Below are 15,114 nucleotides of genomic sequence, written 5' to 3'. Positions count from 1 at the left end.
GTACGCGCTGCCCGCTCGCCTGTCGGGTCGGCGCTTGGCCATGCTCCTAGGCAATGGCCCGCCGTTATTGCAGCTGCATCGAGAATCTATCCATGAGCGATCATCCAGGTCTGACCGGCAATCCCAGTCAGTGGCCCAAGGCCGTTTTCTACGTCGCGATCCTGTTTTCGGCCTACCAGATCATCGGGGCCGCCTTCCATCCGTTCTCCAGCCAGGTACTGCGCGCCGGGCACGTCGGCTTCGTGTTGCTGATGGTGTACCTGTGCTTTCCGATGCGTGGCCAAGGCCGGCCGTGGACGCCGCTGGCCTGGACGCTGGGCCTGGCGGGGCTGGGCACGGCGATTTACCAGTGGTATTTCGAGGCAGAGCTGATCCAGCGTTCGGGCGACCTCACCCCTTTCGATATGGTGGTGGGGGTGACCCTGCTGGTGCTGGTGTTCGAGGCGGCGCGGCGGGTCATGGGCCTGGCCTTGCCGATCATCTGCGGTTGCTTCCTGGCCTATGGCCTGTTCGGCGAGCACCTGCCGGGCGACCTGGCGCACCGTGGTTATGACTTCGATCAGATCATCAACCAGCTATCGTTCGGCACCGAAGGTTTCTACGGCACGCCGACCTATGTCTCGGGCACCTATATCTTCCTGTTCATCCTGTTTGGGGCGTTTCTCGAACAGGCGGGGATGATCCGGTTGTTCACCGATTTCGCCATGGGCATGTTCGGCCACAAGACCGGCGGCCCGGCCAAGGTTTCGGTGGTGACCTCGGCGCTGATGGGCACCATCACCGGTTCGGGCGTGGCCAACGTGGTCACCACCGGCCAGTTCACCATCCCGCTGATGAAGCGCTTCGGCTACAAGGGCACCTTTGCCGCGGCGGTGGAAGCCTCGGCCAGCATGGGTAGCCAGATCATGCCGCCGATCATGGGCGCCGTGGCGTTCATCATGGCCGAGACCATCAACGTGCCGTACGTGGAGATCGCCAAGGCGGCGTTGATCCCGGCTCTGCTGTGGTTCGGTTCGATCTTCTGGACCGTGCACCTGGAGGCCCAGCGACTCAAACTGGTCGGGCTGCCGAAAGACGAATGCCCGGACCCTTTCGCAGCCATCAAGCAACGCTGGTACCTGCTGATTCCGCTGGGTGTGCTGGTGTATCTGCTGTTCGCCGGCTTCACGCCGATGTTCTCCGGCACCGTGGGCCTGGCCCTGACGGCCATCGTGATCCTAGGTACGGCGATCGTCATGCGCGCCAGCAACCTGTGGCTGAAGATCGCCTTCTGGATCGCCCTGGGGCTGGTCAGCTCCGGTTTCCTCAAGTTCGGCATCGGCGTGGTATTCGGTGTGATCGCCTTGCTGGTCGCCGGCTGCTTCTACGTCAAGGGTGGGCGGGAAACCCTGCGCGCCTGCGTGTGGGCGCTGGCCGAAGGCGCGCGCCACGCAATTCCGGTGGCGGTGGCGTGCATCCTGGTGGGCGTGATCATCGGTGTAGTCTCGCTGACCGGCATCGCCACTACCTTCGCCGGTTACATCATGGCCATCGGCAAGGACAACCTGTTCCTGTCGCTGGTGTTGACCATGCTCACCTGCCTGATACTCGGCATGGGCATCCCGACCATTCCCAACTACATCATCACCAGCGCCATCGCCGCGCCGGCGTTGTTGGAGTTGGGCGTGCCGTTGATCGTGTCGCACATGTTCGTCTTCTACTTCGGCCTGATGGCCGACCTGACGCCACCAGTGGCATTGGCCTGCTTCGCCGCGGGCTCGATCGCCAAGGAGAACGGCCTGAGGATAAGCCTGTGGTCGGTGCGCATCGCCGCGTGTGGCTTCGTCGTGCCGTTCATGGCGGTTTATGACCCGGCGCTGTTGATGCAGGGCGACGACTGGGGCGCGATTCTCTACATGCTGATCAAGTCGGTGTTTGCCGTCGGTTTGTGGGGCATGGCGGTGGTCGGCTACTTCTCGGCGCCGATGCGTGCGTGGGAGCGGCTGCTGGTGTTCGCTGCCGGTGCGTCGCTGGTGATACCAGCCTCGGTATTCAGCTACGACCTGCTCGGACTGTATAGCGTGACCACCGATGAAATCGGCTTCCTGGTTGCCGCTGCGGTTATCGCGGTGCATATGCTGCGCGCCCGTCGCCAGCCGGCCATGGCGGCCGCTTGATCGGCCTTTGCCTGGGCCTGGCGGGGACGGTATGGGCGACGCTGCCCGTGCCGTCCTTCACCCTGGCTTGGGATCACACGATCGAGAAGATCCGCTGGGAAGAGGACTACCGCGTTACGCCGGGCGGGCTGCTGCTCGGTGAGGCGCGGGTACGGGGTAGTGGCGCCGGCATGGAGATCCCGGATGGTGCCGTGTTGCGTCAGGGGGCCTGGCATTACCAGCGCCAGGTGCCACCGCTGCAACCGCTGCGCCTGGGGCGTACGCCCGAGGCGGGCGACTACCAGCTATGCGATGCCGTGGGCTGCAAGCCTTTCAGCGAGTGGCTCGGGCCGCCGACGGCGAGCCAGCCGGTGGTGGAGCTGTGGAGCTGTGAGAGTGACCGCTCAGCAAATTCGTAGCAGGGGCTTTAGCCCCGAGCTTTTTATCAAGGCAAACAAAGGGCTCGAGGCTAAAACGGAGCGCCGCCCGGCCCCTCCTACAACGATATACGTGTTGCTCTAACCTGCAGTCCCACGCCTCATGTCTGCCAACTCCGCCCGCAACGCCTTCAATTCTTGAAGAATCATCTCCTCGCGCTGTACCCGCGCCTCGGCTTCCGTGTCCGGCCCCTGGGCATCCTCCATGGCGTTGACCAGCACCGCGATGAACAGGTTTAGCATCATGAAGGTGGCGATAAGCACGTAGGGAATGAAGAACAGCCAGGCCAGCGGATAGACCTCCATGATCGGCCGCACCGTACCGCTCGACCAACTGTCCAGGGTCATCATCTGGAACAGCGAATACAGGCTGGCGGTCAGGCTGCCGAACCATTCGGGAAAGCGCTCGCCGAACAGCTGCGTTGCCATCACCGCCGACACGTAGAAGATCAGCCCCATCAGCATGATGATGCTGCCCATGCCGGGCAGCGAAGCCAGCAGCGCCTGCACCACCTTGCGCATGTTCGGGTTGATCGACACCAGGCGCAGTACCCGCAACACGCGCAATGCACGCAGCACGCTGAACGGCCCACTGGCCGGCACCAGGGCGATGCCCACCACGATGCAGTCGAACACCGCCCACGGGTCGCGCAGCAGGCCAATGCCTCGGGCCGCGAAACGCAGCGCCAGTTCGACCACGAATACCGCGAGGATGAACATATCCACAGGCAACAGCAGCCAGCCCCACTCGGCGACGATTTCCTTCGAGGTCAGCGCGCCGAGGATCGCGGCGTTGATCAGGATCAGCACGGTGATCAGACGCTGCACGGGCTTGCCGTCCATGAGCGCAGCCAGTTGCTGGCGGCAGTGGCTTGCAGGGTTCGCGGTGTTGAGGTCGTTCATCGTGGGAATCGATGGGTAGCAATGGGGTTGCCGAGAGTAATTAAGCGTATTGGTGGAAGAAAGTGCGTCCGCTGATTGGATTTTCGCTAAATGTGTAGACGTTATGCGGGTTGGCGAGCGGCTATATGCAAATTTTCTTTCGGCTATGTGTAAATTTCTCCTCGTCCAAATGAAAGAAAACGGGATTGCCGAGCACGGCGCCGATCATTAGCCTGCGCTATTCGCCACGAGGCCCAGGCCTCTCAACACGACGGATCACGGCATGAGCGAGCAAGGCAGCAACATCACCTATTACCTGGAAATGCACAGCGCCGAGCAGGTGCGCGGCAAGCCCATGCCTGACGATCTGCAGGTGGTCGAGTGCCGCATCAAGCAGTTCCAGCTCAACCGTTTTCTTTATCAGTTGGTTGGTGAGCCCTGGGAGTGGACGGACAAGCTGGCCTGGTCGGCCGCGCAATGGCGCGAGGCGATCGAACGCGACGACCACCGCACCTGGGTGGCCTATCACGGGGGCGCCATCGCCGGTTACTACGAGCTGCAACGCGATGCCGAGGGGGCAGTAGAGATCCTCTACTTCGGTCTCGCCGAAGCGTTTTTCGGCCAGGGCTTCGGTGGCCCGCTGCTGACCCACGCGCTGCAGTCCGCCTGGGCCTGGCCCGGTACGAAAAGGGTTTGGGTACACACCTGCAGCCTCGATCACCCTAGTGCGCTGGCGAACTATCAGGCACGCGGGCTGCGGCTTTACCACCAGGAAGTGGAAGTTTGATCGCCGCCATTCTATGGAGACATCCCGGCGGCACTGCTGTCGGAGTTTAAGCGAGCCACCGCAGTGGTCACTCAACGGAGTCCCGTATGCCCATGCCTAGTTTGAAAATCCTGCCTTTTTGCCTGCTGGCACTGCCTTTCATGGCGTCCGCCGAGCAGCAGATCCAGCCCGGTCTCTGGGAAATCACCTCGAAGAACATGCAGCTCGGTGGCAAGACACTGCCGAGCAGCGACGTGATGCTGCAGCAGTTCAAGAGCCTGCCCCAGGCCCAGCGTGAAATGATGGAGCGAGCCATGGCCCAGCAGGGTATCCAGCTCGGCGAAAAGGGCGTGCAGTACTGCATCAGCCAAGCCCAGGTCGATGCGCAGAACATCCCCCTGCAGGATCCCAACTGCAGCCAGCAGATCACCTCCCGTGATAACGATCGTTGGGTGTTCAACTTCACTTGCCCACAGGGCCGCGGCCAGGGTGAGGCGCACTTTCTCGACGACAAGTCGTTCACCACCAAGGTCAGCGGTGACTTCGACAGCGGCGCGGGCCGTCAGCAGGGCAGCATGGAGTCCGAGGCACGTTGGGTGTCGGCTGATTGCGGTGCGTTGCGTCCGCGTCAGTAACCCGAAGCGACCAGCGGCGGTCTAGAGCCGCTGCTGGATCACCCGCGGATCATTGTCGAAATCGGCCAGCTGTTCGGCGCTGCCGGTGGTGATCAGCGTCCAGCGGGTGTTCAGGGGCGTCCAGTACTGCTGCTGGTCGCGGCCCAGCTTGCTGGCATCGGCAAGCACGAACACTTCCGACGCCTGACGGATCATCAAGTCCTTGAGATAGGCCTGGCTGGCGCTCGCTTCGCACAGGCCGCGCCCGGCGACCACGCCATCGGCGCTCACGAACACCTTGTCGGCGCTCAGCCGTTCGAGCATCGCCATGGCCGCGGGGCCAAAGGTGGCCATGCTGCCGGGACGCAGGTCGCCGCCCAGTACCGTCACCCGCCCTTGTGGCAGCTCGTGCAAGGATTCCAGGGCCAGCAGGTTGTTGGTGATCACGTGCAGGCCGGTGCGTTCGCGCAGCAGCCGCGCCAGGCTCGCGGTCGAGGTGCCGCCGTCGAGCAGCACGGTATCGTTGTCCTGCACATGGGCCAGTGCGGCGCGGGCGATGCGCTCCTTCTCCAGGCTGGAATGGCTGCTGCGCTCTTCCAGCGAAGCTTCCGGGGCATGCTTGCCGATGTGCGCGGCGCCGCCGTAGGTGCGCATGATCATGCCCTGCTCGGCGAGCGAGGACAGGTCGCGGCGCACCGTGGCTTCGGACACGCCGAGCGAGCTGCACAGCGTCTCGACGTTGACGTTGCCGTTGTTGGAGAGCACCAGCTCAAGAATGGCCTGGCGGCGTTTGGCGACTTTCATGGCGATCCTTCAGGGAGAGGCGGCTGCACTGTATCACTTACCGCCTGGCCAGCTCACAACGAGGCACCGCCGCAGATCACCAACTGCTGACCGGTGATGGCGCCGGCGTCGGGGCCGAGTAGAAAGGCGGTCATGGCCGCCACTTCACGGGGCTGGATAAAGCGCCCGATGGGCGGCTGGCGCGGCGGCGTGCCCTGGCGGGCCGGATCGATCAGCATCGGCGTTTCGGTGGCGCCCGGGGCGACCAGGTTGACGGTGATGCCCCTGGGCGCCAGCTCGATGGCCCAGGAACGTACCAGGCCGATCAGCGCGGCCTTGGTGGCGGCGTACTGACTGCGGCCCGCTGCGCCATACATGGTGCGACTGCCGACCAGCACGATACGCCCCGGTGCCCGCAGGCGGCCGAGCAGGCCGTTGACCAGTTGCGTGGCAGCGCTGACGTGCACCTGCCACATGGCCGTGCCGTCCTCGTCGCGCAGTTCACCCAAGGGCGCGGTGCGCATGAAGCCGGCGGCGTGAACAATGGCGTCGAGCGCTGGGATGTCCCCCAGGGCACCGGCCAACGAAGCGTTTTCGGCCAGGTCGGCGGCGATGAAACTGAGATTCGGGTGTTGCAGGCTCGGCGCGCGTCGGCTCATGCCGATTACCTGCCAGCCGTCTTCGAGCAGGCGCAGGGCAATGGCTTCGCCGATGCCCGAGCTGACCCCGGTGACCAACGCGCAGCGGCGGTCTTCACTCATCTGGATTCTCCACGCAAAAGGGGCGCCGCCAGGGCGCCCGTTGGCTCTAGCGGATAGCCGCCAGGGGAATATGCACGTGTTTGATCTTCTGCCGGAAGTAGGTAAAGGCCACGTGCAGGCTACCGTCACGAGCCTGGATGATGCTCGGGTAAGAGAACTCGCGGTTGAGCTTCTCCTGGGAGTTGTTGGTCATGCAGAAGCCATCGCCGAGCTCGATATCTAGACGCAGCGGCCAACTGCGTCCTTCATCGGCTGAAATCGCCAGGCTCATGGGCGCCCGTGGGATGCCCCACACGGCGCCGCGACCGTCGGCATTGACGGTCGGCGTGACGCGCTCGTCGCCCTCGTCCTCGATCTCGTCGTACAGCGAAGCGCGGCGCTGCTCGATACCCTCGGCGTTGATCGGGTTGTAGACCAGCGCCAGTTCGCCGCTGGCCAGGCGGATGTACTGGATCGACGAGTTGTTGTTCGGCAACTCCGTGGGCGCCGGTACGCTCCAGGTGCGGCCCAGATCGGTCGAGCGGCTGGCATAAACGTTGTCCGCCCAGCGGCTGCGGAACAGGCCCAACAGGCTGCCGTCGGTCAGCTGCTGAACGTTCATGTGCACGGCGCCGGTGCTCTGCGGCACATCGTGGCGGCTCCAGGTGCGGCCCTGATCGCTGCTGATCATCACCGCGCTGACGTCATGGTTGCCGATCCATTTCTCGCCCGGCTGGGTGATGCAGTACCACACCGGGAATACCCAGTCGCCGTTGCTCAGCACCGCCGGCGGGTGACGCACGAAGGTGCCCACCTCGTCGAACAGCGTCTCGATCGGGCCCCAGGTCAGGCCGCCGTCCTCGGACAGGCGACGGCGCACGATGGCGGTTTCCTGGTTGCCGGAAACCTGGGCGGTCCAGATCAGCCACAGCGGGCCATCTGGTGCCTGGAACAGGATGGGATTCTGTTCCGAGCGGCTGGCGTCTTCGGACATCTTCTGCGGCTCGCTCCACACGCCGGTGGCCGGGTCGCGGCGCGACAGCAGCACGAAGATGTCGGCCATGCCTTCCTGGGTGCCGGCGAACCAGGTGCACAGCAGGGTGCCGTCGGCCAGTTCATGCAGATTGGCGGCATGGTTTTGGGCATAGGGCGTGGGCAGGTAGGCGTCGTGGCGCTGTTCAAGAGTTGGCATTGGAAACCTCCGAAGCGTTGGCGTCGGCCTTGCTGCGCGGCAGCAGGCGCTCGATGCAGATCACCACGGCCGGGGTGATCAGGGCGATGTACATGTTATCGATGCCGTACGGGTTGCCCATCAGGTACCACACGCTGGTGGTGACCGTGGCGGCACCCAGGCCCCAGGTCGCGCCGCGGCCGGTGGCGAACAGCGGCAGGTAGATGGCCACCAGGGCAATGACGGTGATCGACAGGCGCAGGGCGCGGGTGAAGAACGACAGGTTGAGAATTTCCGGCGCGGCGAACACGAACACCAGGGGCACGAAACCGACGATCAGGCTGATCACCTTGGTCATGCGGAATTCGCGCTCGGCGTTGGGCTTGCAGATTGGCACGTAGAAGTCGCGCACCACCAGCGAGGTGATGGCCAGGGCCACGGCGCTGACGCCGACGAACACCGAGGCGACCAGGGAGATGGTGACCACACCGGCCATCCATGGGCTCATCGACTGCAGGAATACCGGCAGGGCATAGAGGCTGTCCATATCCGGGTGCAGGTATTTGGAAACCACGCCAATCACGCCCAGAGCGATGGAGATCGGCAGGCACATCAGGCCAGCCCACAGCGCGGCGTTGCGTGCGGACTTGGCGCTCTTGGTGGTGCTGATCGCCTGCATGATGTACTGGGTGGAGAAAATCGCGCCCACGGTGCCGATGATCCAGGCCATTACCTTGGAGCCACCGATGGCGCCATCCCAGGTGAAGTAGTGCGCTGGCAGGCTCTGGTGAACCTGGTCGAAACCGCCGGCCAGCTTGAGGGCGATCCACAGCACGATCATCACCCCGGCGTATTTGACGACGGTGTGCAGCACGCTGATGTAGGCCACGCTCTTCATGCCGCCGAAGGCGTAGTAGAGGGTGCTGACGATGGCGGTGATGAAGGCTGCGGTGGGCAGGTTGATGTGCATTACCGTGGCGATGGCCGCCGCGCCGCTGACGTAGTTACCCACGTTCACCAGCAGCAGGGCGTAGATCATGATCACCGAGACCATCATCTTGGCGCCATAGCCGTAACGGCGCTCGATGAAGCCGGAGATGGTGTATTCACCGGAGCTGTAGAGCTTCCTGGCCATCAGGATGGCGAACAGCGGAAAGCCGATGGCGGCGGCGACCACCGCCCAGGCCGCGGCCATGCCGCTTTCGAACGCCGCCTGGGCGGTGCCGATGGTGGATTTGGCGCCGATGTATTCGGACATCATCAGCATGCCGACGATGAAGGCCGGCATGCTGCGCGAGGCGACCATGTACTGTTCGGTGTTCTTGCTGCGAATGCGCATCGTCAGCCAGGAGGTGAACAGGATGTAGACGACCACCATGCCGATGATGATCAACGTGCCTTGGGTGTTGAAGGTTTCCATCATTCGCTCCGATTGTTCTTGTCTAGGGCTTGCGTGAGGAAGTTGGGGGTGACTCAGGCGTGGGCAGGAGTCGGCTGCTTGCGTTTGCGGGTGGCCAGTTCCACGGCCTGGCGCAGCGCCTCGATCAGGCTGCGTTCGTCGGCGATGCCCTTGCCGGCGATGTCGAAGGCGGTGCCGTGATCGACCGAGGTGCGGATCACCGGCAGGCCGATGGTGACGTTGACCCCGGCCTCCAGGCCCATGACCTTCACGGGGCCATGGCCCTGGTCGTGGTACATGGCGACCACCGCGTCGAAGTCGCCACGGCCGGCGCGGAAGAACAGGGTGTCGGCCGGCAGTGGGCCTTCCACGCGCCAGCCGCGGGCGCGCAGCTCGTCGATGGCCGGCTGGATCTTGGTGGCCTCCTCGCCGTAGCCGAACAGGCCGTTCTCTCCGGCGTGGGGGTTGATGCCGCACACCGCGATCAGCGGGTTGTCGACGCCGGCGCGTACCAGGGTCTCGTGGGCGCGCTCGATGGTGCGGCGCACCAGACCCGGCTCGATGCGGGCGATGGCGTCGATGATGCCGATGTGGGTGGTGACGTGGATGACGCGCAGGGTCGGCGTCATCAGCATCATCGACACCTCTTCGATGCCGGTCAGGTGGGCGAGCATTTCGGTGTGGCCGGGAAAGATATGCCCACCGGCGTGCAGCGCTTCCTTGTTCAGCGGCGCGGTGCAGATGGCATCGAGCTCACCGGCTTCGGTGAGCTGCACGGTGCGCTCGATGTAACGGAAGGCCGCGTCGCCGGCGATCGCCGAGAGCTGGCCGTAGGGCAGGTCGTCGGGGATCAGGTCGAGGTCGATGCAGTCCACCACGCCCGGCTGGAAGCGGGCCTGGCGTGGGTGTTCGATGGCGTTGACCTGCAGGCTGCCGCCGACGATGCGGTTGGCATCGGCCAGACGCCGGGCATCGCCGATGACCAGCGGCCGGCACATGGCGTAGACGCTGTCATGGGCCAGCGACTTCATGATGATTTCCGGGCCGACGCCGGCAGCATCGCCCAGGGTGATGCCGATTACGGGGCGTTCAGACATGGTGGGCTTCCTTCTCGGAGAGGGGCTGGGAATGGCTGGCGCCGTGCAGGCGAGCCCAGGCCTGGTAAAGGGTGTCCGGCTGGCCGAAGCCGCCTGCCTTGGTGACGATGGCCAGCTCGCGGCCCTGCCGGCGGGCGCTGGACAGCACCACGCCGGGGGCCAGCTCGCCGTGCAGCTGCAGGCTGTCGATGGCGGCAGCGGCAAGGAGGGCGCGGGCGGTTTCGCCGCCGGTGGCGATAAGTGCGCCGGCCTTGGCGATGGCCGGCAGCAGCAACCGGGCCAGGGGCGCGCCCAGCAACGTCGCTTGAGCTGGGTCGCGGTCGCGCTGTTCGAGGCTGATCAGCAGATCCTTGCCGCTCGCCATCTGTGCGGCCAGGCGAGCGCTCAACGCGTCGCGCTGATCGGCTGCATCAGTTGCCAGCAACAGCCGTGGTTCGATGCGCTGCCACTGCTGGCCGCTGCGCTCGGCGAGCAGCGCGGCCTGAGCCTGGGAATGCCGCGACATGCTGCCGACCACGGTGAGCACAGGCTTTGCGGCCTTGGGCAGCGCCGGCGCGATGCGTTGTGCCAGCCCCAGGGCGGCGGGCAAGTGTTGGGCGAGGCCGGCCGAGCCGACCCAGAACAGCTGATCGGCATGCTCGACCGAGGCCTGGGCCAGCGCCTGCAGGTCGGCATCCAGCTGGGCATCGCAGACCAGCACTTGGGTACCGGCCCGCAGATGGCGGGCCAGCGATCCAGTCAGCCCGACGCCGCGTACCTGTTCGAGGTCGAGTGCGGCGCAGCGCAAGCCGTCGCTGCCGAACAGTTCGAGCAGATCGCTCGTGCCGCTCAGGCCTTCGTTGCGCCAGACATCGCTCTGATCGACGGCCACGCCATCGACATACTGCACGCCGCCCAAGGTAGTACGACCCATCGCCGGAAAGGCGGGGGCGACCAGCGCCATGCCCTTGCCCAGCAGCGCGGCGACTTCGCTGAGCAGGTTGCCGCGCAGGGTCGAGTCGACCTTCTTGTACAGTCCGTGGCCAGCGAAGATGCGGGTTTCCAGCAGGGCGCGATTGCGCTGCGCGGCCTCCTCGGCCGGTAGGCGGCGGGTGTCCAGGTCGATGGCGGTCACCGGCTGTGCACGGTGCTCGGCACGCGGGTCCAGCAGCACCTCGGTGGCCACGTGGCGCGCGAAGCCGGCCGCACAATCGGCGGCGCCGGACAGGTCATCGGCGATCACCAGCAGCGGCCGTTTCATGGCAGCAGGCGCCGGTACAACTGCTGGATATCGTCCAGGCTGAGTGCCTTGGGATTGTTGACTATCAGGCGGGTGACCTTGGAGGCCGCCACGGCCATGTCCGCCAGGTGCTCCTCGGCCACGCCGAAGTCACGCAGGTTCTGGGGAATCTCCAGGGTGGCTGTCCAGGCGCTGATCTGGTCGATCAGTTTGCGTGCGGCCACTTCGTCACTGTCCGTTTCTCGCGCCAGGCCGCAGACGCAGGCAGCGCGCTTGAGGCGTGGCGCGCAGGCATCCATGTTGAAGGCCATCACGTGGGGCAGCAGCATGGCGTTGGCCACCCCGTGGGTGACGTGGAACTTGCCGCCCAGCGGGTAGGCCAGGGCGTGCACGGCGGCGGTGCCGGCGGCAGTCAGCGCCAGGCCGCCGTACATCGAGCCGAGCAGCATGTCACTGCGCGCCTGCACCGAGCCGGGCTGCTGATAGGCCTCGACGATGCTGCCGGCGATCAGTCGCATCGACTCCAGAGCGAAGGTGTCGCTGATCGGGTTGGCCTTGGTGGAAATGAACGACTCCAGCGAGTGGGTGAAGGCGTCCATACCGGTGGCGGCAGTAATCGGTTTGGGCAGGCCAAGGGTCAGGGTGGCGTCGAGGATCACCAGAGTCGGCAGCAGGTGGCGGCTGACCACACCGATCTTCAGCTCCTCGTCCGGCAGGGTGACGATGGCGTTGGGGGTGACCTCCGAGCCGGTGCCCGAGGTGGTCGGCACCAGAACCATGGGCGCGCCGGCATTGGGTACCTTGTCGATGCCGAGCATGTCGCGCAGCGGCATGTCGTTGGTGAGCAACACGGTGAACAGCTTGGCGGCGTCCAGCACGCTGCCGCCGCCGATGGCGATCAGCGCGTCTGGCGCGGCAGGGGCCACGGCGCGGCAGAACACGCCTTCGATATTTTCCAGGGTCGGCTCGATCTCGACATCATCGACCACGGTGACGGCGATGGACTTGGCCTCTAGCTGGGCGACCACGCGCTCGGTGACGCCCAACTGGTGCATGGCGTTCTGGGTGACCAGCACCACGCGCTGCAGCGGTGTGTCGAGCAGCGCGAGCTTGTCGCCCAGGGTGCTCAGGCTGTCGGGACCGTGGATGACGTGTTTGACGGTCTGGAAGTGATACATGGTGATCCTCCGGCTCAGCGTTGGTAGGCGGCCAGCAAGCCTTCGAGCTTGTGCACGGTCTGTTCATCGAGGGCGGCAACGGGGGCGCGGCAGGGGCCGACCGGCACATTGAGCAGGTCTGTGGCCTTTTTCAGCACGGACGGCATGGTGCCCAGTGCAAAGGCGTCGCGCAGCGGGCGCAGGGCCTCCTGGGCGGCGCGGGCGGCTTCGTGGTTGCCGGCCTGGAACTGGTTCCAGATATCCATCACCACATGGGGCACCGCGTTGGCGGTGGCCGCCACCGCGCCATCACCGCCGGCCAGGAGGTTCCAGTAGATGAGCGAGTCGGTGCCGGCGAACACCGCGAAATCGTCGCTGCGGTAGCGCATCATCTGCACCAGGGCGTCGAAGTTGCCGGCGCTGTCCTTGATGCCCTTGATCTGCGGGTGCTGGGAAAGCGCTGCGACCGCGCCGATACCGATCGACATACCGGTCTTGGCGGGAATGTTGTAGAGCATGATCGGCAGATCGGAGGCGTCGCCGATGGCCTGATAGTGATTGATCAGCTCGCTCTGGCTGACGGCATTGAAGTAAGGCGTGATCACCGACAGGGCCTGAACGCCCACATCGCTCATCTTCTTGTTCAGCTCGATCACATCACGGGTGGCGAAGGCGCCGGTGCCGGCAATCACCGGCACGCGGCCGGCGGCGAGCTCGACGGTCAGTTTGGCGATGCGCACTTTCTCGACGTCGGAGAGCGCGAAGAACTCGCCATTGGTGCCCAGCACGAACAAGCCGTGCACGCCGGCAGAGACGAGGCTCTCGATAAGCGCGGCAAGCGCCGGTTCATCGACCTCCTGGGCCGCATTGAACGGCGTGACGAGGGCAGGGACGATACCGTGGAATTTCATGGATTATCCTGTTTATGATTGTTTTGGTCATTATGAATAGCATCTATGATTGAATCGATCAAATATTTCTGGATGAGCTCAGCTTTCTCCGCGTTTATTTGAGCGAATCATTCGGTTTGAGTAAGTTTTTTTGATCGAATTGATCGGGATTTGAAGGGCGTGCCTAGCGGAATCGAACCGCGAGGTGAATTGGATGGTTTCCCTGGCGCGTTACCGGTGCCGGGCGCCTACTCAGAGCCTGGGCACGATCCTGGGTTCACGGCAGGCATTCCGGCTCGACCGGGCCAGGCGTGCAGGCGGAAGGATTGCTGACCGTGCGGCGGCAGAAATCCATATCTCGCCTTGCCCGACAATAGTCACTGTTCAACCGGCGTTCGGCGCTGGGCGAAGTAGGCGTTGCGCCGGGTTGGCACGCGGGAAGGTCCGGTTGAAGGGTGCACTGGGTAGAGTACTGCTTCGGCATCCAGTAGCCGGCAGCAATCAGGCAGTTTTGGGTCTCGGCCCGCTGGTTGGGCGGGCGGTCATCCTCCTGCGGATGTGGCGAGCCGCATGCCAGCAGGGCCTTCTTGACCTCCATTGTTGAAGCGCCCGGCTTTTGCCAGACCTCGAAGTTGAATGGTGGCGGCTGAAACGGCTGCCGTCCCCAGCAGGCGGTCAGAGCGCTAGCTAGCACGATCAGAAAGACGGTTCGCAGGGGCACGGTCATAAGGTTCTAGCTGCCTGGCTTCTGTCTCGGCAGCGCATAGAGCGCCATCAGCAACGACGTCACTGCGCCCAGGCAGAAGTTGCCCCACGTGATGGGTTTCCATCGGCAGCACCTCACCCCACACGAGTGCGCCCGTACCTCCAGCCAGGCAAACGATCAGCATGTGCAGAACACACCGACGAAGCTGGAAGTATGCGTAAAACATTGCCAGGCCGAACGCCGGGATGCCATAGAAAACCAGACTCGTCACGGCCGACAGAATGCCGAACCAGAACGTACCTATCACGGTTTCCAAGACGCTCATGCTGGTGGTTCGGGCCATCAGCTCAAGCGTGCAGAAATACCCAAATGTGAACACGCCCACCAGCGCCGGGCAGAGGGTGAAGGATGCCACTATGCGTTTGAAGGCATACATCGCAACCTGCTCCTTGGTTGTCCCTTGCAGCCATTTCTGAGGCTGAACGTTGCTTGTATTGGCGTTAAACCCAGACTCGTGCCCCGCGAGAGGATCTTCAAAAAGAAGACGATTTGTTTTTATTGCGCATGTGTTGGCAGCTCTCTTTAGGGCAGGGCTGTTGCTATGGGAGAGGACGTACCAGTTGCGTGCTCGTCGGTTAGACGAACTGGGATTTCTCAGTAACTACTTCTAGGTTCAAGGCAGGCATTCAGGGACCACCGGGCCTTCTTCGCATGCAGAGGGGTTACTTGCCGTGCGGCGGCAGAACTCAACGTCCTTCTTGGCCTGGCAATAATTACTACTCAGGCGCCGCTCGACGCTTCGCGAGGTGGGAGCCGCATCGGCTTGGCAAGTAGCCAGATGAGGTTGTGCTGCGCACATACGATGGCTTGGCTGGGGGGCCTTGAAGCCTGCTGCCTGCATGCAATTCTCTGCTGCTGCTAATTGATCGGGTGTGCGCGGATCCAGCGGTGGTCGTGCCGGTGAGCTGGGGCTGGCCATGCCGCACTCCAGCAGGGCTTTCTTCACCTCGAGTTGGGAGGCGCCCGGCTTTGCCCAGAGCAGATAAGAGTCCGGTACAGGTTGGAAAGGTAGAGTACTGCCGCAGGCTGTCAGGCTGAGGGCGCAGAATAGGCCTGCA

General features: G+C 64.1%; 14 protein-coding genes. 4 read left to right on the top strand and 10 right to left on the bottom strand.

The window, feature by feature from the left end; genetic code table 11:
- The first annotated feature begins 92 nt into the window (after positions 1 to 92).
- Positions 93 to 2,156, top strand: coding sequence for a TRAP transporter permease (locus BVH01_RS03450; RefSeq protein WP_075928966.1), 2,064 nt, complete (start codon positions 93 to 95; stop codon positions 2,154 to 2,156).
- Positions 2,153 to 2,554 carry a DUF1850 domain-containing protein gene (locus tag BVH01_RS03445; protein ID WP_075928965.1) on the top strand — a complete coding sequence of 134 codons (402 nt, stop codon included), beginning with the start codon at positions 2,153 to 2,155 and terminating at the stop codon, positions 2,552 to 2,554. Before BVH01_RS03450 ends, BVH01_RS03445 begins: the two co-directional genes overlap by 4 nt.
- Positions 2,555 to 2,653: 99 nt before the next feature.
- Here the strand turns inward: BVH01_RS03445 and BVH01_RS03440 are convergent, their stop codons facing one another.
- Complete coding sequence (locus BVH01_RS03440; RefSeq protein ID WP_075928964.1) at positions 2,654 to 3,475, bottom strand: ion transporter; 822 nt, start codon at positions 3,473 to 3,475, stop codon at positions 2,654 to 2,656.
- Between the two features lie 262 nt (positions 3,476 to 3,737).
- On the opposite strand from BVH01_RS03440, the gene BVH01_RS03435 reads away from it, so the two are divergent.
- Both BVH01_RS03435 and BVH01_RS03430 read left to right on the top strand, forming a co-directional pair.
- On the top strand, positions 3,738 to 4,241 hold the full coding sequence (locus BVH01_RS03435; RefSeq protein ID WP_075928963.1) for a GNAT family N-acetyltransferase: 504 nt from the start codon (positions 3,738 to 3,740) through the stop codon (positions 4,239 to 4,241).
- 92 nt (positions 4,242 to 4,333) lie between these two features.
- Positions 4,334 to 4,855, top strand: coding sequence for a DUF3617 domain-containing protein (locus tag BVH01_RS03430; protein WP_256562698.1), 522 nt, complete (start codon positions 4,334 to 4,336; stop codon positions 4,853 to 4,855).
- Between the two features lie 21 nt (positions 4,856 to 4,876).
- Here BVH01_RS03430 and BVH01_RS03425 read toward each other — a convergent pair whose 3' ends face one another.
- From BVH01_RS03425 to BVH01_RS03385, 9 genes are all read right to left on the bottom strand, one after another.
- On the bottom strand, positions 4,877 to 5,638 hold the full coding sequence (locus BVH01_RS03425) for a DeoR/GlpR family DNA-binding transcription regulator (protein WP_075928962.1): 762 nt from the start codon (positions 5,636 to 5,638) through the stop codon (positions 4,877 to 4,879).
- Positions 5,639 to 5,691: 53 nt separating this feature from the next.
- A complete protein-coding gene (locus tag BVH01_RS03420; protein WP_075928961.1) occupies positions 5,692 to 6,378 on the bottom strand; it encodes an SDR family NAD(P)-dependent oxidoreductase in 687 nt (228 codons plus the stop codon).
- Positions 6,379 to 6,424: 46 nt separating this feature from the next.
- A complete protein-coding gene (locus tag BVH01_RS03415; RefSeq protein ID WP_075928960.1) occupies positions 6,425 to 7,549 on the bottom strand; it encodes an exo-alpha-sialidase in 1,125 nt (374 codons plus the stop codon).
- A complete protein-coding gene (locus tag BVH01_RS03410; RefSeq protein ID WP_075928959.1) occupies positions 7,536 to 8,948 on the bottom strand; it encodes a sodium:solute symporter family protein in 1,413 nt (470 codons plus the stop codon). The genes BVH01_RS03415 and BVH01_RS03410 overlap by 14 nt, the downstream gene beginning before the upstream one ends.
- A 53-nt stretch (positions 8,949 to 9,001) precedes the next feature.
- Positions 9,002 to 10,024: a 4-hydroxythreonine-4-phosphate dehydrogenase PdxA gene (gene pdxA / locus BVH01_RS03405; RefSeq protein ID WP_075928958.1), complete on the bottom strand. Its 1,023-nt coding sequence runs from the start codon at positions 10,022 to 10,024 to the stop codon at positions 9,002 to 9,004.
- Positions 10,017 to 11,264, bottom strand: coding sequence for a four-carbon acid sugar kinase family protein (locus BVH01_RS03400; RefSeq protein WP_075928957.1), 1,248 nt, complete (start codon positions 11,262 to 11,264; stop codon positions 10,017 to 10,019). The genes pdxA and BVH01_RS03400 overlap by 8 nt, the downstream gene beginning before the upstream one ends.
- A complete protein-coding gene (locus BVH01_RS03395; protein ID WP_075928956.1) occupies positions 11,261 to 12,421 on the bottom strand; it encodes an iron-containing alcohol dehydrogenase in 1,161 nt (386 codons plus the stop codon). The genes BVH01_RS03400 and BVH01_RS03395 overlap by 4 nt, the downstream gene beginning before the upstream one ends.
- A gap of 14 nt (positions 12,422 to 12,435) precedes the next feature.
- Positions 12,436 to 13,311: a 4-hydroxy-tetrahydrodipicolinate synthase gene (gene dapA / locus BVH01_RS03390; RefSeq protein ID WP_075928955.1), complete on the bottom strand. Its 876-nt coding sequence runs from the start codon at positions 13,309 to 13,311 to the stop codon at positions 12,436 to 12,438.
- A gap of 662 nt (positions 13,312 to 13,973) precedes the next feature.
- Complete coding sequence (locus BVH01_RS03385) at positions 13,974 to 14,432, bottom strand: hypothetical protein (protein WP_075928954.1); 459 nt, start codon at positions 14,430 to 14,432, stop codon at positions 13,974 to 13,976.
- Positions 14,433 to 15,114 lie beyond the last annotated feature (682 nt).

Origin of the sequence: Pseudomonas sp. PA1(2017), assembly GCF_001945375.1 — a bacterium.
In the GTDB taxonomy this organism is placed as follows: Bacteria; Pseudomonadota; Gammaproteobacteria; order Pseudomonadales; family Pseudomonadaceae; genus Aquipseudomonas.
This window is presented reverse-complemented; position numbering and strand designations above follow the sequence as displayed.

Coding starts and splice junctions, on each gene's coding strand:
- BVH01_RS03420 (WP_075928961.1), bottom strand. CDS start 6,378: ATGAGTGAAGACCGCCGCTGCGCGTTGGTCACCGGGGTCAGCTCGGGC.
- BVH01_RS03440 (WP_075928964.1), bottom strand. CDS start 3,475: ATGAACGACCTCAACACCGCGAACCCTGCAAGCCACTGCCGCCAGCAA.
- BVH01_RS03415 (WP_075928960.1), bottom strand. CDS start 7,549: ATGCCAACTCTTGAACAGCGCCACGACGCCTACCTGCCCACGCCCTAT.
- BVH01_RS03400 (WP_075928957.1), bottom strand. CDS start 11,264: ATGAAACGGCCGCTGCTGGTGATCGCCGATGACCTGTCCGGCGCCGCC.
- BVH01_RS03410 (WP_075928959.1), bottom strand. CDS start 8,948: ATGGAAACCTTCAACACCCAAGGCACGTTGATCATCATCGGCATGGTG.
- BVH01_RS03435 (WP_075928963.1), top strand. CDS start 3,738: ATGAGCGAGCAAGGCAGCAACATCACCTATTACCTGGAAATGCACAGC.
- BVH01_RS03385 (WP_075928954.1), bottom strand. CDS start 14,432: ATGTATGCCTTCAAACGCATAGTGGCATCCTTCACCCTCTGCCCGGCG.
- BVH01_RS03395 (WP_075928956.1), bottom strand. CDS start 12,421: ATGTATCACTTCCAGACCGTCAAACACGTCATCCACGGTCCCGACAGC.
- BVH01_RS03425 (WP_075928962.1), bottom strand. CDS start 5,638: ATGAAAGTCGCCAAACGCCGCCAGGCCATTCTTGAGCTGGTGCTCTCC.
- BVH01_RS03450 (WP_075928966.1), top strand. CDS start 93: ATGAGCGATCATCCAGGTCTGACCGGCAATCCCAGTCAGTGGCCCAAG.
- BVH01_RS03430 (WP_256562698.1), top strand. CDS start 4,334: ATGCCTAGTTTGAAAATCCTGCCTTTTTGCCTGCTGGCACTGCCTTTC.
- dapA (WP_075928955.1), bottom strand. CDS start 13,311: ATGAAATTCCACGGTATCGTCCCTGCCCTCGTCACGCCGTTCAATGCG.
- pdxA (WP_075928958.1), bottom strand. CDS start 10,024: ATGTCTGAACGCCCCGTAATCGGCATCACCCTGGGCGATGCTGCCGGC.